The sequence below is a fragment of the Microcoleus sp. CAWBG27 genome, from assembly GCF_020883145.1.
Lineage (GTDB): Bacteria > Cyanobacteriota > Cyanobacteriia > Cyanobacteriales > Microcoleaceae > Microcoleus.
The window spans coordinates 57,547-79,366 of record NZ_JAHREU010000003.1; the positions used below are offsets into that span (position 1 = coordinate 57,547).

13 protein-coding genes are annotated in these 21,820 nt (G+C 46.4%); 6 read left to right on the forward strand and 7 right to left on the reverse strand.

The genetic code is table 11. The annotated features are described in order from the left end of the window. Positions 1-339: 339 nt before the first annotated feature. The 3 genes from QZ938_RS02670 (at position 340) to QZ938_RS02680 (ending at position 5,399) form a co-directional block, all read left to right on the forward strand. The gene (locus QZ938_RS02670; RefSeq protein ID WP_293347721.1) at positions 340-3,561 is read left to right on the forward strand and encodes an efflux RND transporter permease subunit; all 3,222 of its coding nucleotides are present in this window, start codon (positions 340-342) and stop codon (positions 3,559-3,561) included. 113 nt (positions 3,562-3,674) lie between these two features. Continuing rightward, positions 3,675-4,280 carry a Uma2 family endonuclease gene (locus QZ938_RS02675; protein ID WP_293347724.1) on the forward strand — a complete coding sequence of 202 codons (606 nt, stop codon included), beginning with the start codon at positions 3,675-3,677 and terminating at the stop codon, positions 4,278-4,280. An 18-nt stretch (positions 4,281-4,298) separates the two neighbouring features. Further along, positions 4,299-5,399 carry a hypothetical protein gene (locus tag QZ938_RS02680; protein WP_293347727.1) on the forward strand — a complete coding sequence of 367 codons (1,101 nt, stop codon included), beginning with the start codon at positions 4,299-4,301 and terminating at the stop codon, positions 5,397-5,399. Between the two features lie 143 nt (positions 5,400-5,542). On the opposite strand, the gene QZ938_RS02685 is transcribed toward QZ938_RS02680, so the two are convergent. Beyond that, entirely contained in the window at positions 5,543-5,854 is a 312-nt protein-coding gene (locus QZ938_RS02685; RefSeq protein ID WP_293347730.1) for a hypothetical protein, read from the reverse strand. Positions 5,855-5,914: 60 nt separating this feature from the next. Here QZ938_RS02685 and QZ938_RS02690 point away from each other — a divergent pair, with 60 nt between their 5' ends. Continuing rightward, complete coding sequence (locus tag QZ938_RS02690) at positions 5,915-7,087, forward strand: TRC40/GET3/ArsA family transport-energizing ATPase (protein ID WP_293347733.1); 1,173 nt, start codon at positions 5,915-5,917, stop codon at positions 7,085-7,087. Between the two features lie 494 nt (positions 7,088-7,581). Here the strand turns inward: QZ938_RS02690 and QZ938_RS02695 are convergent, their stop codons facing one another. The 6 genes from QZ938_RS02695 to QZ938_RS02720 form a co-directional block, all read right to left on the reverse strand. After that, positions 7,582-8,043 (reverse strand): GNAT family N-acetyltransferase, encoded by a 462-nt coding sequence (locus QZ938_RS02695; RefSeq protein ID WP_293347736.1) that lies wholly within the window; start codon positions 8,041-8,043, stop codon positions 7,582-7,584. Between the two features lie 225 nt (positions 8,044-8,268). Further along, the gene (locus QZ938_RS02700) at positions 8,269-8,802 is read right to left on the reverse strand and encodes a hypothetical protein (protein ID WP_293347739.1); all 534 of its coding nucleotides are present in this window, start codon (positions 8,800-8,802) and stop codon (positions 8,269-8,271) included. Between the two features lie 1,037 nt (positions 8,803-9,839). Continuing rightward, on the reverse strand, positions 9,840-10,622 hold the full coding sequence (locus tag QZ938_RS02705; protein ID WP_293347741.1) for an alpha/beta hydrolase: 783 nt from the start codon (positions 10,620-10,622) through the stop codon (positions 9,840-9,842). A gap of 184 nt (positions 10,623-10,806) precedes the next feature. Further along, a complete protein-coding gene (locus tag QZ938_RS02710; protein WP_293347743.1) occupies positions 10,807-13,125 on the reverse strand; it encodes a DNA phosphorothioation-associated putative methyltransferase in 2,319 nt (772 codons plus the stop codon). 257 nt (positions 13,126-13,382) lie between these two features. Further along, the gene (locus QZ938_RS02715; RefSeq protein WP_293347745.1) at positions 13,383-16,823 is read right to left on the reverse strand and encodes a response regulator; all 3,441 of its coding nucleotides are present in this window, start codon (positions 16,821-16,823) and stop codon (positions 13,383-13,385) included. A 121-nt stretch (positions 16,824-16,944) separates the two neighbouring features. After that, positions 16,945-17,376, reverse strand: coding sequence for a response regulator (locus QZ938_RS02720; protein WP_293149725.1), 432 nt, complete (start codon positions 17,374-17,376; stop codon positions 16,945-16,947). A gap of 630 nt (positions 17,377-18,006) precedes the next feature. Here QZ938_RS02720 and purC point away from each other — a divergent pair. Continuing rightward, entirely contained in the window at positions 18,007-18,735 is a 729-nt protein-coding gene (gene purC, locus QZ938_RS02725; protein WP_293347747.1) for a phosphoribosylaminoimidazolesuccinocarboxamide synthase, read from the forward strand. A 467-nt stretch (positions 18,736-19,202) separates the two neighbouring features. Then, entirely contained in the window at positions 19,203-21,704 is a 2,502-nt protein-coding gene (locus tag QZ938_RS02730; protein ID WP_293347749.1) for a BamA/TamA family outer membrane protein, read from the forward strand. Positions 21,705-21,820: the final 116 nt, after the last annotated feature.

Consider the following 21,820-nt stretch of genomic DNA (forward strand, 5'->3'; position numbering starts at 1 on the left):
GTGCTTTATAAAGCACGCGAGCGGGGACGCTCGCACTACTATAAATGCAAAACTGAGAGGCTCCCGGAACAGGGAACAGGGAACAGGAAACAGATAGTAATACCTTACAGAAATTCCACAGTCGATCGCAAGTTTAGCAAATTTTCATTGCGGGCGATCGGCTATGTCTAAAGGAATATAAAAAAACACTTTTTTGAGATTTTATTAAGATTTATTATACTACTCGTAAGGTGCGTCCGTAAAATTTATTTCTCCTCGACCTAAATTTAAGACTGACGCACCCTACTAAAATTAATGTGACTGACTGGGTAAACTCTTCAATCCAAAATCTAAAATCGAATGAGCGCCGACAAAACCGGATTTAGTATTAGCGCGATCGCGATTCGCCGCCACATCGGCACTATAATGCTGACATTGGCGATCGTCGTAGTGGGCATTTTCTACATCACCCAACTCCCCGTTGACTTGCTACCCTCCATCACCTATCCCCGCATCAGCGTGCGCCTAGACGCGCCGGGAGTCTCGCCAGAAGTCGCAGTTGACGAAATTACCCGCCCCCTCGAACAAGGACTTTCAGCCACAGAAGGAGTCACGCAAGTCTTTTCCCGCACCCGCGAAGGACAAGTCAGCGTCGATTTATTCTTCAAAACCGGCGGCGATATTGACCAAGCCCTCAACGACGCCACAGCCTCTGTCAACCGCATTCGCAACCGACTTCCCGATACCGTTGCATCCCCCACTCTATTTAAATTCGACCCTTCCCAACAGCCGGTTTACGAATTTGCACTGACTTCAGACTCGCGCCAAGGCGTAGATTTACGAGTATTCGCCGATGACGAATTAGCCAGGGAAATTAACGTAATTCCCGGAGTAGCTTCCGTTGACGTTTCCGGCGGGGTTCAAGAAGAAATTCAAGTTAATATTGACCTGAACCGGCTGCAAAGTTTAGGAGTTAATCTTAACGATGTTTTTAGTGCTTTGCGCGATCGCAATTTAGATACTTCCGGCGGCAGACTGCGCCAAGAATCCAACGAACCCCTGACTCGCACCATCGGGCGATTTAAAACAGCCGCCGAAATCAACAACATCTCATTTCAAATATCCGGTTCCAACCCGCCAAAACGAGTTTACCTGCGGGATTTTGCCGCAGTCAAAGACGGTACGGAAGAACAGCGAGTTAAAGTTTTTCTCAATCAAAAACCCGCCGTTAAAATCAGCATTTTGAAACAGCCGGACGCCAACACAATTACTGTGGTGGACGGCGTCAAAAATCGCCTCAAACAAATGCAGGCATCCGGCTTGATTTCAGCCGACATGAAAGTAGTTACAACCTTAGACGAATCCCGATTCATCCGCAATTCCCTAGCCGATGTCGCGAATGCCGGAATTTCCGGGGCAGTCTTGGCTGCGATCGCAGTTTTGTTCTTTTTAGGTTCCCTCAGACAAACGCTGATTATCTCTCTGACTATTCCCCTGTGTACTTTAGCTGCGATTATTTTAATGCGGCTGTTCGGCTTGTCGCTGAACTTGTTTAGTTTGGGCGGTTTAGCCTTGGGAATCGGTCAGGCGATTGACACTAGCGTAGTTATTTTAGAAAATATTGTAGTCGGTTTAAACAGCAACCCCGATCTCAAAAAAGGCAAAATCAAAAATCGCAAAGAACTCACAATAGAAGAGTCGGTAATGCGAAGTCAAGAAGTAGAATCAGCAATGGTTGCTTCCACGGCGGCAAACTTAGTATCGGTGCTGCCATTTTTGCTGATTGGCGGATTCTTTTCCCTGCTATTTAGCGAATTAATTTTGACAATTTGCTTTGCAGTAGCAGCGTCTCTGCTAGTAGCTGTAACTGTAGTACCGATGCTGACTTCCCGCTTGATGGGAATGTCTTATTCCAGCGGCGTCAGTCAGTTCGGGCCGATCAAACATTTCAACCGCGGCTTTGAAAACGGTACGCGGGCCTACGGTGCGGTGCTGTCAAAAGTGCTGGGTTTGCGCTTAATTATCATTCCACTGGCTTTTATAATTTTAGGCTGCGGAACTTGGGTGATGGCAAGTCAAATTCCCCAGGAAATATTGCCAAGAATCAACACAAGTCAAGCGCGATTGTTTGCTTTGTTTCCTCCCGGGACTAACTTGGAAACCAATCAAAAAGTAGTTGCAGCCGCCGATAAACTGCTGCTCGCACAGCCAGAAACCGAGTATACTTTAACGACAGCCGGAGGGCTGCTGTTCGGCAATAATACCATCGAGAATTTGCTCCGGGGAAGCAGCACGATTACCCTAAAAAAAGGCACAAATACGATCGCCTTTACCGAAAGAATGACCGGGGAATTACGGAAAATTGACGTTCCCAAGGGAACTCGCTTGCGCCTAGTCCCAGAAGGAATCAGGGGTTTAGTGCTAACGAATTCTCCAGTCAGGGGCGGCGAAATTGATGTCATACTTCAGGGCCCAACTGAAAAAGCATTACAAGAAGCAGGCCGTCAGATATTGACAGCATTGGATGAAAAGGTAAAATTAGCGCGGTTTCGGCCGGATGGAGACGCGCCGCAGTCGGAAGTGCAAATTCGTCCAGACTGGGAAAGGGCTTCTTTGTACGGGCTCAGCGCCCGAGACATTGGGGAGACAGTTCAAACAGCAATTGAAGGTTCTATTCCAACTCAGGTGCAGCGGGGAAACCGTTTGGTAGACGTGCGCGTGCAGTTCGATCGCACTTCTGTCAAATCCACCGCCCAACTCGGACAAATTCCCTTATCTGGCAATAATACCATCGTCCGTTTGAGCGATGTCGCAAAAATTGCGATCGGCAAAGCGCCGGGAGAAATTCAGCGTCTCAACCAACGGCAAGTTTTCTTAATTGTCGGAAACTTAAATCGCGGTGCAAGTTTGGGCGATGCTGTCAAGCAAGTCGATGCAGTTTTAGCCCAATTAAAGTTACCGCCAGGAGTCAGAATTGTGCCAAGTTCCGCAGCGGAAACCAACCAGCAATTGCAAAGTTCGCTCAAACTTTTGGGCGGATTGGCGACATTTTTAGTGTTTGTAGCGATGGCGGTGCAGTACAATTCCCTAGTCGATCCGCTGGTGATTTTGCTGACAGTGCCGCTGGCGTTGGCTGGGGGGATTTTCGGGCTGTACGTGACCAAAACTGCGATCGGCGCCACGGTGATGATCGGGGCAATTTTGCTCGTCGGAATTATCGTGAATAACGGCATTATTATGGTAGAATTGGCCAACCAAATTCGCGAAGACGAAAAGGTCGATCGGGCGACAGCAATTGTCAGGGCGGCACCTCAACGTTTGCGTCCGATTTTGATGACAACTATCACCACAGTTTTGGGTTTGTTTCCCCTCGCTTTGGGAATAGGAGAAGGTTCGGAGTTTCTGCAACCTTTGGGAGTTGTGGTGTTTTCGGGTTTGTCGCTGGCTACTTTGCTGACGCTGTTTATTATTCCGTGTTTCTATATTTTGCTGCACGATTTCTTCGGGATATTTGGGGCGAAGAAGAAGCCGCAGGTGGTGGCTGTTCCCGTGCAGAAAACTGGAAGAAAGAATGCGAATTAAAAGTGTTAGAGTTCCACGCGCTTTGTCACAATCCGGCAGGGGTTTAAATCCCTGCCTCATAGACGGTCATGCAATCGAGCGAGTATAATAGACATCTCATTAAGAAAGAACCTATGACATACACCCCATCCAAACTACTTAGCTTTGAGGAGTTTATTGCCCTATATGGGGATAATACACGATATGAACTCATTGATGGAGAACTCAGAGACATGGAACCTACTGGTCCTCACGAAGCGGTTGCAGGTAGTATTGCTGGTAGAATTTACGTAGAAATTTTTCGCGAACAATTCAATTGGTTGGTTCCAAAAACTTGTTTAATAAAACCCCTATACGCTGAGGCCACAGCACTGCGTCCTGATGTAGTTGTTTTAGATAAAGCAGAACTTGGTAGTGAACCCCTTTGGCAAAAAGAACCAGTGATTTGTAAAGATAGTACAATTAAGCTTGTTGCCGAAGTGGTCAGCACTAATTGGCAAGATGATTATGCAAGAAAAGTGGAGGAATACGCTTTTTTGAAGATTGCAGAATATTGGATTGTGGACTTTCGAGGCTTGGGGGGTTTGCAATTTATCGGCTCTCCCAAGCAACCTACTTTCACCGTCTGCCAGTTGGTTGATGGAGTTTACCAGCAGCAACAATATCGCTTGGGAGAGCGGATTTATTCTTATCAATTTCCCAATTTACAATTGCAACTTGATGACATTATGCCGACTTAAAATTTTCGCAATATCTTTATGCTGATTTCACCAAAAAATGAAAGAAAAATTGACTGCGAGATATTAACTATAAATCAAACCATTAATTCCGAGTGGGCTATGGCGATAACTTGCGGTCAAAAGGTCACTGTGTGCGATCGCAACTTGTCACCAAAATACGAATACCAGCTTCCAGACGAAATTAGCTGCTTAGCCATCAGTCCCAAAGGCGATTTGCTAGCAGCAATTATGGCAAATGGCAATCATTTAGCAATTGTGACAGCAGAAAACCAGCTAGTTTTTGAAGAACAGTTACCTAAACTTCCTAACTATAATGGATTTGAGGACTGCTGGTTTGATGCAGACGGCTTGCGTTTTTGGTGCATGAAAGTAATTGAAGGCAAGGAAGTAGAAATTCAAATTCGCGATACCAATTCATGGCAAATCCAGCGAAAACTTTTGCTCGAAGACCCTTTTGGATCGAGTTCCTTCGGGTTTTACCCGCACCCGGAAAACCAAATTTTAGCTATTTGGGCTGCTGAGGGTCAGGGCTTACAGCAAATTTACTGGCTTTATGATGATGGTACGAGAATTCACGCCGTGGAGGTTCCATGTCCCCATGACGCAGCACCTCCAGAATTTCATCCTGCTGGTAGGGAATTTGTGACCGTACATGATTGTGGGCGAAAAATCAGCCGATTCAGTTTTCCTGAGTGCAATCTACTTGGAATATGCGAATGGCCTCATGCCGATGACGGTTTTGGCTACTATATGTGCTACCTATCGGACGATAGCATTCTAGTCAACACAGATGAAGGACTCATGTATCTAATCGATCTTAACAAAATGGAGATATTAGATGCACTAATTTTAATCGGTCACGAACCGCGTTCGTCTAAAGAACTTTTTCCTAATCTCAAGGATGTTGGAGAAGGGCTTTGTGGCGACTTACACTATTTCTATCGTTTTGATTCAGATAGAATTCTCTCCGTTCATTCACAACTGCTGAGTCAAGAACCTCGATCTAAACAGAAGACATTAGTTATCTTCGGGGGAGAAGAGTTGTTTGGTTCGCTGGCGAAGGTACAACCATCCGCACCCTATAGTAAATTATTCATTCAATCTTTGGGAATCTCTTAAGAATTTTCAATTTTCAAGAACAGGCAAGATGCCTGTTCCACAAAGAAAGAATCAGTTTTATTGTGGGGTGGGCATCCTGCCCGCCCATAACAGCCTGTTCCACAAAGCGACGCACCTGACAAATCGGATGGGAACACAATCATCTATTTAAATATGATCAATAAATTTTGTGTGGCACGACTCCCACAAATGGGATAAGGTGCGTCGCCATCAGATTGTCTATCTTTTTTTCGGGATTTTTCGCAGGCGACGCACCCTACTAATACTCTGCTATTTGTTTTGAAAAATACGATCGCCAATAATACCAATACAGCATTTGATGTTACGCGCGATCGCCCTTCACAAGATTTATATCTCCCTCTATCATATTTCGAGCCTTTAAGCGACACCCCAGCCACCCCAGCCGACGCCCCACCAGCACCCCACGGACTGATATTTTGTAGCCTCAGTCTCATAAAGTTACATTCCGTTACAATAAAAAAGTAAACAGAACTTGCAGGCGAGCTCAAAAATCAATGCGCTTAATCTTAATGACCGGAAAAGGCGGCGTCGGCAAAACCTCCGTAGCAGCGGCTACAGGGCTGCGATGCGCCGAATTGGGATACAAAACCCTAGTGCTGAGCACAGATCCCGCCCACTCCTTGGCCGACAGCTTCGACATGGAGCTCGGACACGACGCCCGACTCGTAAAACCCAACTTGTGGGGAGCAGAATTGGACGCCCTCAGAGAATTAGAAGGCAACTGGGGGGCAGTAAAACGCTACATTAGTGAAGTTTTGAGAGCCCAGGGACTTGAGGGCGTGCAAGCTGAAGAACTAGCCATTTTGCCAGGAATGGACGAAATATTCGGTTTGGTGCGGATGAAACGGCATTATGACGAGGGAATATATGATGTTTTAATTATCGATTCTGCCCCCACTGGCACAGCATTGCGACTCCTAAGTTTGCCAGAAGTTGGCGGCTGGTACATGAGAAAATTTTACAAGCCATTGCAAGGCATATCAGCCGCCCTCAGACCTTTAGTTGAACCGATTTTTAGACCAATTGCCGGCTTTTCTTTGCCGAACAAAGAGGTGATGGATGCACCTTATGAATTTTACGAACAAATCGAAGCTCTGGAAAAGATTTTAACTGATCATACTGTGACTTCGGTAAGGTTAATCACTAATCCCGAAAAAATGGTCATTAAAGAGTCTTTGCGCGCCCACGCCTATTTGAGTTTGTACAATGTTGCCACAGATTTAATCGTAGCAAATCGGATTATTCCCGAAGAAGTAACCGATCCATTTTTCAAGCGCTGGAAAGAAAACCAGCAGGAGTACAAGCAAGAAATTCACGAGAACTTCCGGCCCCTACCCGTGAAAGAAGTGCCGCTTTATTCCGAGGAAATGTGCGGTTTGCCAGCCTTGGAGCGATTGAAAGAAACGCTTTACAAAGACGAAGATCCTAGCAAAGTTTATTACACAGAAAATACGATTAAGATTGTGCAGGACAACAATCAATATGTTCTAGAACTGTATTTGCCGGGAATTGCTAAGGATCAGATTCAGTTGAGCAAAACTGGTGATGAGTTGAATGTTCGGATTGGGAATCACCGCCGCAATATGGTATTGCCGCAAGCTTTAGCTGCACTGCAACCTTCCGGGGCGAAGATGGAGGATGATTATTTGAAGATTAAGTTTGCTTAATTTAACAGGACTTACGCAGGCACAATATAAATAGTTTGCCTGTGTAAGTCCTGTATTTTTAGTTTAGTCATTGTAGAGACTATCTACTCAGTCAAACATCTGAACTCAAGGCTATTTTAGTAATTTAACTCAACAAAGTAATCAACGGGTCTCGTCTAATTCGGTTTACTTCCTTGTTATACGAATTTTTCATGAGGCTGCATAGAATCCGATCCCCCCTTAGCTTGCCCCCTACTCCCCCTTAATAAGCAGGGTGGTTTTATTGTCAGGATAGGAAATTTCTAACTACGAAAAGTATTGCTCGCCAAGGTACGTAGTTTCGATCTTTGCGCTGTTAGCTAATCTTATAAAGAGCGCTGAAGCGCAACTACATACCTAATTTTCTGACGACAATAAAACCGCCCTGCCTAGCCCCCTTAATAAGGGGGGGAAAAGATTTTTCTCAAAGTCCCTCTTTTTAAGGGGGATTTAGGGGGATCAAGATATGTGCAACTTCACATTAAATTGGTATTAGCCCACTTCATTGGTGTTCCCCATATTCCCTTTGTGAAGAAGCGATCGCCACTTTTGACAAACCCTACTTTCTGGTAAAAGCCTACTGCAACATCAGATGCGTTAACCGTGATTTCATCAAGCTCGTTGCTGCATCTTGTGAATAGTTCTCTACCGATTCCTTGCCCCGAAAATTCTCTCCGGACGAACAACAACGACAGATGATTGCCTCTCCGAAATGCAATAAAACCAACAACTATCTCATTCCATGTAGCAACTAGCGTTTTCTCGCTACTCAAAATTCTTGCTCTTAATTCTTCTAGATCGGAAATTTGTTTCCATTCAGCAACGCTTTCTGGTGTTCCATCTGTGAGTTCCCATAGATCCGCAGAAGCCCACATACAAGCACTAATTTCTTGTTCGTCTCCAAGCTGCGGAGGTCGATAGGCAATTGCGTTTATCATTGTGGTGCGATCGTTGAAATGGTGTACCATGATGAAAGCGAAGTACCCAACCGCTGGTTGTTCGCGACCAAAGAGAGTTTCTGCGTGTATTAGTGTTAGTCTGGCGATCGCAACAGACGAGTAAAACCCTCTTGGCCAAAGTGTTTATCAGTTGTCAAGGCTTCCAGAATACCTCGATCGCGCATCAACACAAAAATTATACATTCCTACACAAAATAAGTTCGATCATTTCGCTAGACCTTCCTGTTTCATTTCGTATCCCAACAGTTTAGAGAAGTAATCCAAAGTTTCTTGATGTCGGTCATACATATGTATAACCGAAGCCAATTTTTCATCTACAGTGAATACTCCATCAGGACAAACTTTAAAGCGATTCAAGGATGCGCCAGTAATTGTTAGTACAGGGCCCATGGCATTTTCATGAACTTCCAAGGGAATATTATTAAACCCATCAGTATAGAAAAGATGATTAAAGACTGATTGCTCGATACCAATAAAGGGAGTTTTCAAAATTTCTGCACATAGAACTTCAAGGAAAGCATCGACTCCCTTGAAGCTTCCCATAATTGTGCCAATGCAAATCGCTGGTTTGCCTACCACCTTTTGCAAAGCCTTGGAACCGTAGCTATCGCCATACCACTTTGTATCCCAGTAATCGTCACCTCCATACTGGACATCCTGCTTAAAAAAGTGTAATTCTGAGGAATCTACCTCATCAAAAAAGGGTGACTGAAAAGCTACATCTTTTACATCTGACATAAAGACTTTCTTATACTGTGGATTCGTTTTTAGGAAGTCTCTGTAAGTGAACCACCGGACAAAATGAGGATGATGCCATAGCTTCAATAGCTGAACGTACATTTCGTAAAATATAACTCTTAATGACGGTATATTTTGAGTTGACAGTGCCAGCCATCTTGTTGGGTAGAGTATGCATCTATTGAGAAGCTTGGAGAACTTATTTACACTAGGCGAATAGTTATTTGGAGTGTATGAAAATGTTACCGAATACTCTTTGGCAATTTGACAAAGCTGATTGTTAACATTATTCGTGCAGATGACTAAGTCGCATACTTGAGGAGCATAGACGCTACGAAGAGTTTTTGCAAATACCTCTAGTCTCTCTGGATTTAGATTAGTTGCAAATCCAAGGACAACATTCTCAATTTGGTGATCCGACATAGTTATAATCCTTCGTCAAAACAGATAAAACCTAACTATAGCAGCCCTAAATCAGTCGAAAAATTGATGGATGCCAGAACCTTTGCAGTCTAAGCGTTTTACTAGCGTATAATGCCAGGAAATCATTTAGGATTGGTATATCTAATATTACAGGCCATTTAGGCTGATTGTCAAGTTTCTGGCTAAACACCCTATATGGGTTCAAAAGCCGAAAGTTTCTGCCTAAAATCCCTATTTTATCTGATTAGACCGAAATTTTGTGCCTAATCACACAAATCGTGGTGTTATGTGGAAAATTCCGGGCATTATTATTTAGACCCGCACGCGATCGAGTGCGGGTCAAGCATTAGTCGTAGGGAGTGATTAGTCCGCTCGCTAGCAATTAATATCAAGTCAGCGCCGATCGCAATCTATTAGCTGATGGATTAATCGTCACACCCACACTTAGGATCGCAAATTAAATAATTTACACTCTTGAAAGTGGGATGGGCGGGAGAGCCCGTTCTTTCTTGCTGGCAAGATTTATATCCGCATCATCACCATCAAATCGATAAATATTTTGACTCATTTACTACTCCGTAGTTGATTGTTTTTGGAATGAAAGGCGATCGCATTTAACCCTTCGACGTTGATTCAGTGTATCCGATCGCACTCACGATATCGCGATCGATCGCACTCAGCCAATTCTCCTGTTGGGATTGAACACTGTGCACAAAGCAACTCAACAAAAAGGCGATCGACCTCACAGAGTCTTGATTTGAGAAATCCGCTGTGTTATCCTCTTCCGGTGCACCGCTGGGTTGTGGAGAATCATTGATGCTGTAATGGTTTAAACCCGTTAACTCAATGAAGGTTTTTGCTGGTGCTGGTATCCTCTGAAATGCCGATCGCGAAAGTGTTTGAGGAACCACTGAGTCCTTTTCCCCAGATAGCATTAGGATAGGAGGCAACGGGGCGATCGCGCTAGTGTTTGATGGTGCGTTCGATCCGTAGGTAACTATCGCCATGAGTTGACTGGATAGTTCAGGAGAATTCGCGCCTACAGTACCGAAAGCAGCCATACCACCAGCCGAATGTCCTAACAATATAACTCCTCTATCGAGAGCATTGTTAAGTGAGGGAGAACTCGAAGGTTTCAGTGCGGCAAAAACCTTCGCCGCTGAACTGTTATCTGGACAAAGATAATCTCTGCCAACTGGGAAGCAGTTTGGCACAATTACCCAGAATTGATGCTTAGTCAACTCGGTTGCGATCGCAGTATATTCTAACTTGTCGATTTCAACTCCCTGTAAGATTAAGATGACGGAAGATGAGTCATCATCTTCAAGGAGTGGTTGGGGAGGATATATATCGAAAGGAATCGGAGATGCCAAGTTAGGCGTTATGGATATGGGCATATACTGGTTAATAAAATTAGGATACTATTCTTTCAATTTAGGACACGGTTTGTAGTAAGGACTTTAGTCCTTTCTGAATGGATGAAGAAGGACTGAAGTCCTCACTACGAAACTTTTTCCTCTCTTGGTTTGTAGTGAGGACTTTAGTCCTTTTTGAATGGATGAAGAAGGACTGAAGTCCTCACTACGAACCTTTTTCATCTGCTTCTTCTTTCTCCTCCTCTGTGCTCTCTGCGCCCTCTGCGGTTCCTTCAATCTTTCCTGCATTAACCTCAATTTTTCGCGAGTGACGTTCCGACGCAGCTTTTTGCAGCATTTTCAATTTTTCCGGGTCAGCATCCGATCGCCAAAATAACTTATGACCTTTAATCTTAACGCAATTGTCCTCCAAACACTGTACCCATTCCCGATATTTCCTAACCGCACCACCATCGAGAATCCCCAACTTTTCCTCTTGGCGGGTGAGTTTTGCAAACTTTTCGTAATGCGGATAACTAGGCGTCACAAAAGCTTCTTTTCTGACTAAAAGTGGCGGGTTGTATACATCGGAATAGTCTTGATAGCTGACAGAAAGGTCGCCCAAATGTATGTGCATAGACTTGTGCAGGGCTGGATGCGGATTAGTGTCAAAATCTGGATAAAACAAATAGGAAATTTGAGGTTTGCAAGCATGAAATTTGACGATTGTAGCGCCGTCCAGCCTGCCAATTGTGCGGTTGGCGCAGCCTTCGTAGAGGCGCAGCAAAGGGTCGAGTTCTTCTAAAAATGAGACGTGGACTGAAAGGGAACCGTGCTGTTTGTAGCCGATCGCACTATCCTCGCAACAATCCGCCACAATATCCGGTTTGCTCAGGCTGTATAGCATTAAATCTGCCAAAGTGCAAGCCCTGTGATAACTGTCAAACAAACCCTTGATGTCATTGCGGATTTGAGCCGGAAGCCGCCGCATCGGAGGGCGATCGCCCAAACCGTTAAGAGCGAGATATACTAGCAAATCCTGGCGGCGCTTGTCGGCGATTGTCTCCCAATCATCCGCATCCGTTGCTTGCAAAATCACCCTCCAAGCCCGATTAAAACTGTGAAATTCCTCCTTAATTGGCGCTTCTTCGGCTAATTCGCCCTTCACCGGGAGGCGGCCGCGATCGCTCACAAAAGCCATCAAAGGAGCCAGCATTTCCTCGTAATCCTCAAAGCGCTTGACTTGCGATCGCACTCTGGGAGTCGCTAAGCGCGATCGAAATCGAGAAGCCCGAAAACCCTCACCCTCCGCCGCATCCCGAAACACAAAATAAATCCCCAAAGCCACAGGAATCGCATCAACATTCAAAACTTGGTCGATATAAATTTTCAATTCTTCCTGTTCGTAATACTTCTGAAAAGTATTCCGAGAAGTAATCACCCCATCCCCATAAGCAATTTGACCGCGATCCGGATCGTCAATCAAAACCTGAGCCGCCACCACCAATAAATTCTTAGTTAATTCCCAAGCATTCAGCAAAGCTTCTCGGCGTTCCGCCAAAGATTCAATCACATTAATTACATAACCAATATTCACAATATCCGCACAAATTTGCGGAGTATCCGGCTGATAGTACGGATCCCAACCAGCAGCACCATAACCCTCTTGGCTAATACATTTAACATCCCCACCGTAACCGCAACCGTAATCAAAAAAAGTCATCCCATCAACAAACAAATCAGATTCCAAAACCAGGCGCACAGGTTTAGAAATAGAGTTCCGCACCATCGCAGCTTTGTGCCGCTCAATCTTGGGAATTGATAACTCACTATTCTCCTGTTTCAAACGCTCGACAACAGCATGATCGTGGATTTCCACACCGCAATATCCCAAATATTTAAGCCAACCATCGCGAGTGCCAATGACGCTTGTATTGTCCAGCAGTCCCCATCCTTCCTCGCAGCGAGTCAGCCGAGCAAACTTCTCGTAATTGGGATAATCGGGTGTCACAAAAGTTTCTTTGCGGTGCAAAACTGGTGGATTTTCGCTGTTGCTGTAATCGAAATATTTAACTTCGCCTGTTTCTAGATTAATTTGGATGCTATTTTGCAAAGCAGGGTGAGCGTCCGTATCGAAATCGGGGTAAAAAAGATAAGATATTTTAGGTTGATTGAGGGAAAACTTAACTAAAGTTGCTTCATCAATATTTTCGAGATGGCGTCTGGCACAATTTTCGTAAATTACCAGGACAGGATTGAGTGCTGACAAAGCCGAAACGTGAACGTAAAAAGCCGTTGGTAATTTTTTGCCTATTTTGCTTTCCCGACAGCACCGAGCTATTTTGGTCACCAGACTATCAACAGAAAATTTATTAATTTCCTCAGGCGGACACGGCACGGCATTTACAGAAGTTTCCCCAGAAATAGCATTGTTTTCATGTAATAAAACTTCCCGAGCAAAATCCATCAAAGGCGTTAGCAGTTCTCCATTATTTTCTAATGGTTCGCTATGTGAAACAGGGTTTGTATCGGTATCGTAAGTCATAGATTAACTCATCGATTTTTGAAAGTAACCGCAGATAAAAGTAGGGTGCGTCAGGGAGAATATTCTTCGTCTTTTGTTAACAAAATCCGTCCTGACGCACCCTACAATAACTGAGCCTACAATAATATCGTCTCCGATCGATTGCAATAAGTAAGGTTCGTAGTGTGGACTTTAGTCCGCAACATACTGCGGACTAAAGTCCACACTACGAACGGCACCCTACAATCACTATGCCGACGCATCTAAAAACTTAAATTTTAACCAAACATTCGAGTTTCCACAAACTCTTGAACTCTGGCTAAATGACTGGACAAACTCGCTAATATGCTTTCAACCCTCTCAATAGTTGACAATCCAGAAGCTGGCGGTTGAGATTGAAAGCCTCGCGCCTGATGCTCCAATTGTGCTGCTAAATCCGACATCTGAGCAACTCCCACATTTGCAGAAGTTCCCTTCAGACGGTGAGCTTGATATTCCACAGTTGGCCAATCTTTAGCTTCTGCGGCTATTTTGGCAGCATCCACATCAGCTTGTGCGTTTCCCACAAATGCTTGCAAGAGTCGCTCGGGCAATTTGACATTAACCTGTCCGAGTTGCTGCAATCTGCTTTTATCGAACAGTCCGTCGCAGTCTGCGTGTTCCCAAGATTGCAGTTCGCGCGGCGAAGCTATCGGGTTCTTAATCGCCCTTGGTGCCGGCACAGCCACAGGCTTTGCTGCTTCCAAAACTTCTGGATAATTTGTTTCTAATTGAGGATTTTGTACCAAATTAATACCTTTAACTCCATACTTATTTTTAAACTCAACATTTTGGGATTCATATTTTTTCAGCGCCACGGCCAAAGCATCTAAATCTACAGGTTTGCTGAGATAATCATCCATCCCCGCCGCCAGACATTTTTCTCGTTCTCCCGGCATAGCGTGAGCCGTTAAAGCAATCACAAAAGTATGCCGATCGCCCTTTTCTCGTTCCCTTAACTTTTTTGTCGTTTCATAACCGTCAAGGATTGGCATTTGACAGTCCATCAACACCAAATCATAGCTTTTCTGTGCCAGCAAGTCCAGCGCTTCTTGACCGTTGGAGGCGGAGTCAGCATGATAGCCTAAAGCTGTCAACTGTTCGACAATAACTTCTTGATTGATCGGGTGGTCTTCCGCCAGCAATATTCTCATAGATGAGGGTGAATTGGGAGTAACATATCGAGAATTAACTCCTGGCAATTTGCAAGTATTAGCAGCCTCCAAGCTGTCAAAGTCTCCCGTTCCCTTAACCGATGCCAGCAAAGCTTCAAGCAAGCGGGAAGGCCGCACCGGCTCGATTAAATAACCGCTAAAACCATGACAGCAAAGTGCTTCAGCTTTCGGCTGTTCCCGCAAAGCAGTCATGGCGATTAACGAGGCAAATGTCGAGGTCGATCGCACTTTCTGGGCAAATTCCTCAGCATCCAAATCCGGCATTTGCAAGTCCACCAGCACCGCATCGCAGCTTTTTTCGCCTTCCTCTGAATGCCCAGAAATGCTGCTATTGGCATTTTTCAACCAAGTCAAAGCAGCAGCAGCGGTTTCTGCTTCGTAGCAGCGGGCGCCCCAACTTTGAGCGAGCGATCGCACCGCCGCCCTCTTCAAAGCGCTTCCCGAGACTACTAACAGCTTCTTTCCTGCAAGTTCGCCAGTCTGAGGCTCAACTTGCAACTGTTTTTCCAAAGGTACAGCAAACCAAAATGTCGAACCGTTGCCGAGAAAACTGCGAACCCCAATCGCACCTCCCATCATTTCGACTAACTGCTTGCAAATAGCCAAACCCAAACCCGTGCCTCCGTAAGCCCTAGTTGGAGAAGCGTCTACCTGAGAAAAAGATTGGAACAGTTTTGCCTGCCCTTCCGGCGAAATTCCAATGCCAGTATCGCGCACCGAAAATAGCAAACTTTCTTCTTGCCTGCCGTCTGCCAATCGGTTGCCCCGTTTCACAGTCACGTGAACTAAGACTTGACCGCGATCGGTAAATTTGATTGCATTTACCGTCAAATTTAGCAATATTTGCTTCAACCTGCCCGAGTCGCCCACCAACTTTTTAGGCACCGCACTGTCAATTAAAAAATCCAATTCAAGACTTTTTTCCTCCGCCAAAGGTGCCACCATTTCTATCACCGATTCCAGGCAGATATCCAAATCAAAATCTGCCTTTTCCAGCCGCATTTCTCCGGCTTCTATCTTAGAAAAATCGAGGATATCATTAATCACGCTCAGCAAATGTTCGGCACTGCGGTAAATAGTCTGAGCCGACTCCCGCTGTTTTGGTTCCAGAGGAGCGCGCAGCAGCAATTGAGCCATGCCCAAAACGCCATTCATCGGAGTGCGAATTTCGTGACTCATGTTCGCCAAAAACTGCGATTTTACCCGGCTCGCTTCTAGGGCAGTTTCCCGCGCTTCCACCAACTCATTAATCTTGTCGGCTACCATTACCATTCCCCCCACTTTGCCGTCGGGATTGTACCAAGGGTGAGCTGCCCAGCGCAGGTACATCACAGAGCCGTCTGCTCGTTCCCAAGCATCTTCGCTCACAGAAACTACCTCACCCTTTAACACATCTTGATACATCATTTTCCAGCGATTAGGCGTATCTGGAAACAATTCGTAATGACTGAGATTTGTCAGGGACTGCCACTCAAAATTAAATTGAGTCAGCCATTGGTGAGAGTTAGCTAAATAGCGCATTTGGGTATCGAACATCGCCATTGCTACCGGCACGCAGGTAATAATTTGTTTCAGTTGCTGCCGTTCTCTTTCTAGCGCGTCTTCGGCTTGTTTGCGATCGGTAATATCGCTAATCATGCCGGCCATCCGCAGCGCTTTTCCTTGGGAATTTCGCTGGGCTTTGCCCTGGGAAGTGCAGTAGCGGTAAGCTCCTGAGGAGTGCAGCAGCCGGAATTCTACATTGTAGTCGATCGCCCGATCTAAGTGAGCGGCGATCGCCCGGACGATGCCGTCCTTGTCATCGGGGTGCAGGCGGCTGTAGAGAGCATCCATCGTACTGCCAAATTGATCTCGCGCCAAACCGATAATTTCCAAAAGGCGATCGTTCCAATAAACCTCATTTTTACTTAAATCCCAATCCCAAATTCCGTCGTTCACTCCCTCTAAAACTAACCTGTACCTTTCCTCGCTTTCCTTAAGTTGTTGACTGGTATGAAACGCCTGAGATTCGGCGCGGTAAACGCGAAGGGCATTCTGCAAACTGCGCGACAAACTCTCAGCAGACATTTTGCCTTTAACGATATAATCAGAAGCTCCCGCCTTCATCAATTCCACAGCAATTTGTTCGTCGCCTTGCCCGGTAAGTACAATTAAGGGAACTTTCAGCCCAGATTCCCGTACATTTTTTACCAAAGTCAGTCCGTCTCCGTCTGGCAAGCGGTAGTCTAGGAATACGCAGTCAAATTTGCAGTCAAATATCTGGTTTAATAGCAACGAATTTTCGGTTTCCTCAACCTCGCTTAACTTTTGAGATTTATCTGGATGCGAGAGTTTCGCCGCTGCTATACTAGAACTTTTCCTCACCAATAATTTTGCCAGAGCATCGGCGCAGTCTTCGGCTTCAGTAATTTCTACCGAAACCCGAGCTGACTTGAGCGAGCGTTTGACCGCCATGCGATCGACTTCATCGTCATCAACTATCAGAATTTTGATAAGTTTGTCCATAACAACCGAATTGTGAATTAATCTCAAAAAAATGCGGCATCCCAAAAATATATAAAACGAATGTACCGCTCCCAAAATCACAACAGCAACCTTGAAATTTTTCTGTTCTATTTTCTAGGGCTTACGGAATTTCGCTCAACATCCAGTATCTGTTGAGGGTAGCCATAACTTCGACAAAATTAGAAAAAGTTACTGGTTTAAGAATATAACCCGCGACATTTAAATTATAAGCTTCTACCTTATCTCTATCTTCATTAGAAGTGGTGAGGACGATCACCGGAATCGACTTCAACTTTTCATCCAGCCGCAATTCTCGCAAAAACTCGATGCCGTTCATTCTCGGCATATTCAAGTCGAGCAAAATCAATCGGCGTGCTTGAGGCATTGCAGGCTCTGTTTTGCTTTCTCCGCGCAATATATGCAGAGCTTCTAATCCGTTTGCAGCCAAGTAGAGCGGGTTAACAATGTTATTTTTTTTGAACGCTCGCCGGACGTTCATCACATCTACCTCATCATCTTCTACCAAGAGGATATGAATTTTTTTGTCTTCCATAAATCAGCCATTTTACAGATGTTTGTTAAGCGCCAGTCTGTATGGTGAGCTTCATTCAGCACCGATCGCGAACCCAGCAGGTCTAATCTCTATTGTGCTTTGTCAAGAATCATTTATGCCTCAGCCGATCGCAGTATATATCTGGAGGCATACTCAGTTGACAGTTGACAGTTGACAGTTGACAGTTGACAGTTTAAGAGCGGCCTCTACCATTAAGCCCGAGGATTGAAGTAATAAATAGTCTGATTTTAATTTCTCCCGAGAAGGCGGGCCGGCTTTCAACTAATTATTTCTGGTAGTGGGTAGGAGGCATCTAACGGCGCAGTCGATCGGCAAAAACTCGCAAATAATACCAGTTAAAAAAAAGAATGAAACTGTAAGTAAGCTCGAAACCTATACACGATCGGGCATTCCTTATCTAAAATCTCACATCTAAAATGGTATAATTTGCGATCGAGCTACGTTCAACAGTTGACAGTTGACAGTTGACAGTTGACAGTTGACCTCTGCCGAAAAGTCAGAGAATTGGAGTAATGAATAGTCTGATTTTAATTTCTCCGCCCAAGGGTTCCGGCTTTCAACCAATTCTTTCTGGTAAAATCTCAAACTCATCTATAATTATTAACCGCCATGTCAGCCGATCGCAAACTCTACGAAGGCAAAGCCAAAATCCTATACTCCACCGAAGACAGCGAAATTTTGCTGACCCACTTCAAAGACGACGCCACAGCGTTTAACGCCCAAAAACGGGGCAGCATCGCCGGCAAAGGCGAAATTAACTGCGCCATATCCGCCCACCTGTTTCGGATGCTAGAAGCCAAAGGCATTCCCACCCACTTCATCGACACGCCCGCCCCCAACCAAATGCGAGTCTGCCGCGTCGGCATCTTGCCCTTAGAAGTCGTCGTCAGAAACATTGCCGCCGGTAGTCTTTGCAAACAAACCGGAATTGCGATCGGTACAATTATCAATCCGCCGCTGGTGGAATTTTATTACAAAAACGACGATCTGGGAGACCCGCTGCTAACCCGCGGCCGATTGCAGTTAATGCAGCTAGCCACCCCCGAACAAGTAAAGCAACTGTCCATCGCCGCCCGTGAAATTAACGAAATACTCAAAGAATTTTTTACCCAGTGTGGCATCACCCTGGTAGACTTCAAACTGGAATTTGGGATCGACCAACATCAAAATCTGATCCTGGCTGACGAAATCAGTCCCGACACTTGTCGCCTCTGGGACAACGCAGAAAATGACCCCGACGCCCGCGTGATGGACAAAGACAGATTCCGCCGCGACTTGGGCTCGGTAGAAACCGCTTACCAACAAGTTCTCCAGCGGGTTCTAGCTCAGAAAGTCTAGAGGCTGGAAATGCGCTAGAATTGCACAGTTTGTACTTGTACTCTTGTACGTTCGGTGTCAGCAATCAGCGGTGAACAGTCATGAATTAGCGGTCAGTAGATTTTCCATTTTTCGATTAGAGATTTACTTCACAGATTAATCTGGGAGGTTGAACCCTTAGTCTAAAATTTGGGGAACACCACGAAAGCCTTGCGGGAGTATATAAACAGTTGACAGTTGACAGTTGACAGTTGACAGTTAATTAATGACTAATGACTAATGACTAATGACTTCTGAACTAATAACTAATGACTAATGACTAATGCTGTTCGCGAGCGGGGACGCTCGCACTAATAACTAATGACTAATGACTAATGCCCAATGCCCAATCCCTCCGCTACGCTCCGCCCAATGCCCAATGCCCAATGCCCAATGACTAATGATTAAATAGAGTCGTGTGTGTGGATCGCCCAAAAGAGTGAACAAAAATGCGTTTATCTGCTGTATTGGTGGCAGTTTTTACTGTCTCAGCAACCTTCGGATTGTCAAATTCGGCAAGTGGTCAAACATCCTACTCTGAATCAACAGAGGAAGCTTTGGCTGCCGTTCCTTCCGCCCCGTCGATCGAATTACCCGATCACCCCGTTCCAGAATTAACCAAAAATTCTCCTCAAAACCGCACAGCAGCTAACAACAGCCCAGCGGCTGCCCCTCGCAGAGGAGAAGACGATCGCGAACCTCCAAACCGAGTCACAGAACCAGTAACTCCGGTTTCGCCCGCACAGGTGCAACTCCAACCTGAGATTGCATCCAATCCGGTCGGCTCTAGCAGCCAAAATGCCCTGCCAGAGGCACAAGCGGCTAGCCCGCTCCCCCCCTCGGAGACGGGCGTTTCGCCCGCCTGGGTTTCCGTAGAGCCTCGGAAACAGGATGAATCAGGGGCGATCGTCCAAAACGCCCAAGTTTCTCCCAAACCAGGCCAGGATGAATCAGGGGCGATCGTCCAAAACGCCCAAGTTTCTCCCAAACCAGGCCAGGATGAATCAGGGGCGATCGCCCAAAACGCCCAAATTCCGCGCAGACCGGCCCCGGCTAGACCGGCCCCGACCAGACCGGCCCCGACCAGACCGCCGGCTAACACCCTTCCGACATTGCCCTCGGGCCCAGGAACACCGCAGCCCAGACCAGCCCCCGCACCAGCCGGGGCAGCAGAACCGCAAGTGCTAGTTGCCGAAGTTACCGTTACCGGGGCAACCGGAGACCTGGCAAGCGAGATTTACCGAGTCATCAGCACCCAACCGGGACGCACGACCAACCGCACCCAACTGCAACAAGACATCAACGCCATTTTTGCCACAGGCTTTTTCAAAAACGTGCGCGCAGTCCCGGAAGACACCCCCTTGGGCGTTCGGGTGAGTTTTATCGTGCAGCCAAATCCTGTGCTACAGGGAGTGAAAATCACCGGTCAGCAAGTTCTGCCCCAAAGCGTAATTGACGATAGCTTCCGCGATCAGTACGGCAAAATTCTCAACCTCCGCCGCTTTGAGGAGGGAGTGAAAAAAATTAATGCCTGGTATCAAGAAAACGGCTATGTTTTGGGCCAAATCACTGATGCGCCACAAGTAGCAGATGACGGCACTGTCACCTTGGTAGTGGCAGAAGGTCAAATCGAATCCGTTGATGTCCGCTTCCTGAACAAGGAGGGAGAGGCAACGGATGCGACCGGTCAGACGATCGGAGGTAACACCCGCCGCTATGTCATCACCCGCGAAGTACAACTCAAGCCCGGAGACATCTTTAACCGCACCAAGGCGGAAAGGGATTTGAGGCGAGTTTTTGGTTTGGGGATTTTTGAAGACGTGCGGCTTGCTTTGGAACCGGGAACGACTGACCCCCGCAAGGCAAGGGTAATTGTCAACGTCATTGAGAAAAATACAGGTTCTCTGGCTGCGGGTGCGGGTTTGAGTTCCGCGACGGGTTTGTTCGGTACGGTGAGTTACCAGCAGCAAAACTTGAACGGTAGGAACCAAAAATTGGGGGCTGAAGTACAAATCGGGGAACGCCAAACCCTGTTTGACTTGAGTTTTACCGATCCCTGGATTGCGGGCGATCCTTACCGAACTTCTTTCACGGCTAATATTTTTAGAAGGCGATCGATCAGCGTGATTTTTGACGGCGGCGAGAGGGAAGTCAGATTGGCAAATGACGATCGACCCCGCATCGTCCGCACCGGTGGCGGCATCAATTTTACCCGTCCCTTGTCGCGCAATCCTTTTGCAGATTCCGAGTGGACAGCTTCACTCGGTTTGCAATACCAGCGAGTCTCAATTACCGATCGCAAAGGCCGGCGCGAAGCCGAGGACGCACTAGGCAACCAGCTAAGTTTTAGCGATTCCGGCAGCGACGACTTGACAACAATCCAAGCAGGTGCTGTGCGCGATCGGCGCAACGACCCCCTCCGCCCCACCAGCGGTTCCCTGCTCAGATTTGGCATGGAACAATCGATTCCTATCGGTTCCGGCAGCATCCTGCTCAACCGCGTGCGTGCCAGCTACAGCTTTTATCTACCAGTCAAGTACACAAACTTTACCCCCGGCCCCCAAACCCTGGCATTTAGCTTGAAAGCCGGCACCGTATTCGGAGATTTGCCTCCCTACGAAGCCTTTGCCTTGGGTGGGGCCAACTCTGTACGCGGATACAACGAAGGCGACATCGGAGCCGGCCGCAGTTTCCTAGAAGGCAGTGTGGAGTACCGTTTCCCGATTATTTCGTTTATCGGTGGAGCGCTATTTTTGGATGCAGGCACCGATTTGGGTACGGGCAAAGATGTCCCCGGCGACCCGGCTGGTGTTCGCAGAAAGCCCGGTAGCGGTTACGGTTACGGCCTCGGCGTGCGGATTCAATCTCCTTTAGGCCCGATCCGGATCGATTACGGTATCAACGACAGCGGCGACAATCAAATTCACTTTGGGATTGGTGAAAGATTCTAATTACAGTTGACAGTTGACAGTTGACAGTTGACAGTTGACAGTTGTCAGTTGTCAGTTGTCAGGAAAGCAGTTGGCAGTTCCACTGGTCAACCAGATGGGTCAGCTCTGCCTTCGTT

Bases quoted from the DNA above. Each gene is read 5' to 3' on its own strand.
- QZ938_RS02715 (WP_293347745.1), bottom strand. From the start codon at position 16,823: ATGGACAAACTTATCAAAATTCTGATAGTTGATGACGATGAAGTCGAT.
- QZ938_RS02680 (WP_293347727.1), top strand. From the start codon at position 4,299: ATGCTGATTTCACCAAAAAATGAAAGAAAAATTGACTGCGAGATATTA.
- QZ938_RS02670 (WP_293347721.1), top strand. From the start codon at position 340: ATGAGCGCCGACAAAACCGGATTTAGTATTAGCGCGATCGCGATTCGC.
- QZ938_RS02705 (WP_293347741.1), bottom strand. From the start codon at position 10,622: ATGCCCATATCCATAACGCCTAACTTGGCATCTCCGATTCCTTTCGAT.
- purC (WP_293347747.1), top strand. From the start codon at position 18,007: ATGTCAGCCGATCGCAAACTCTACGAAGGCAAAGCCAAAATCCTATAC.
- QZ938_RS02690 (WP_293347733.1), top strand. From the start codon at position 5,915: ATGCGCTTAATCTTAATGACCGGAAAAGGCGGCGTCGGCAAAACCTCC.
- QZ938_RS02730 (WP_293347749.1), top strand. From the start codon at position 19,203: ATGCGTTTATCTGCTGTATTGGTGGCAGTTTTTACTGTCTCAGCAACC.
- QZ938_RS02675 (WP_293347724.1), top strand. From the start codon at position 3,675: ATGACATACACCCCATCCAAACTACTTAGCTTTGAGGAGTTTATTGCC.
- QZ938_RS02710 (WP_293347743.1), bottom strand. From the start codon at position 13,125: ATGACTTACGATACCGATACAAACCCTGTTTCACATAGCGAACCATTA.
- QZ938_RS02700 (WP_293347739.1), bottom strand. From the start codon at position 8,802: ATGTCAGATGTAAAAGATGTAGCTTTTCAGTCACCCTTTTTTGATGAG.
- QZ938_RS02685 (WP_293347730.1), bottom strand. From the start codon at position 5,854: ATGAGACTGAGGCTACAAAATATCAGTCCGTGGGGTGCTGGTGGGGCG.
- QZ938_RS02720 (WP_293149725.1), bottom strand. From the start codon at position 17,376: ATGGAAGACAAAAAAATTCATATCCTCTTGGTAGAAGATGATGAGGTA.
- QZ938_RS02695 (WP_293347736.1), bottom strand. From the start codon at position 8,043: ATGATAAACGCAATTGCCTATCGACCTCCGCAGCTTGGAGACGAACAA.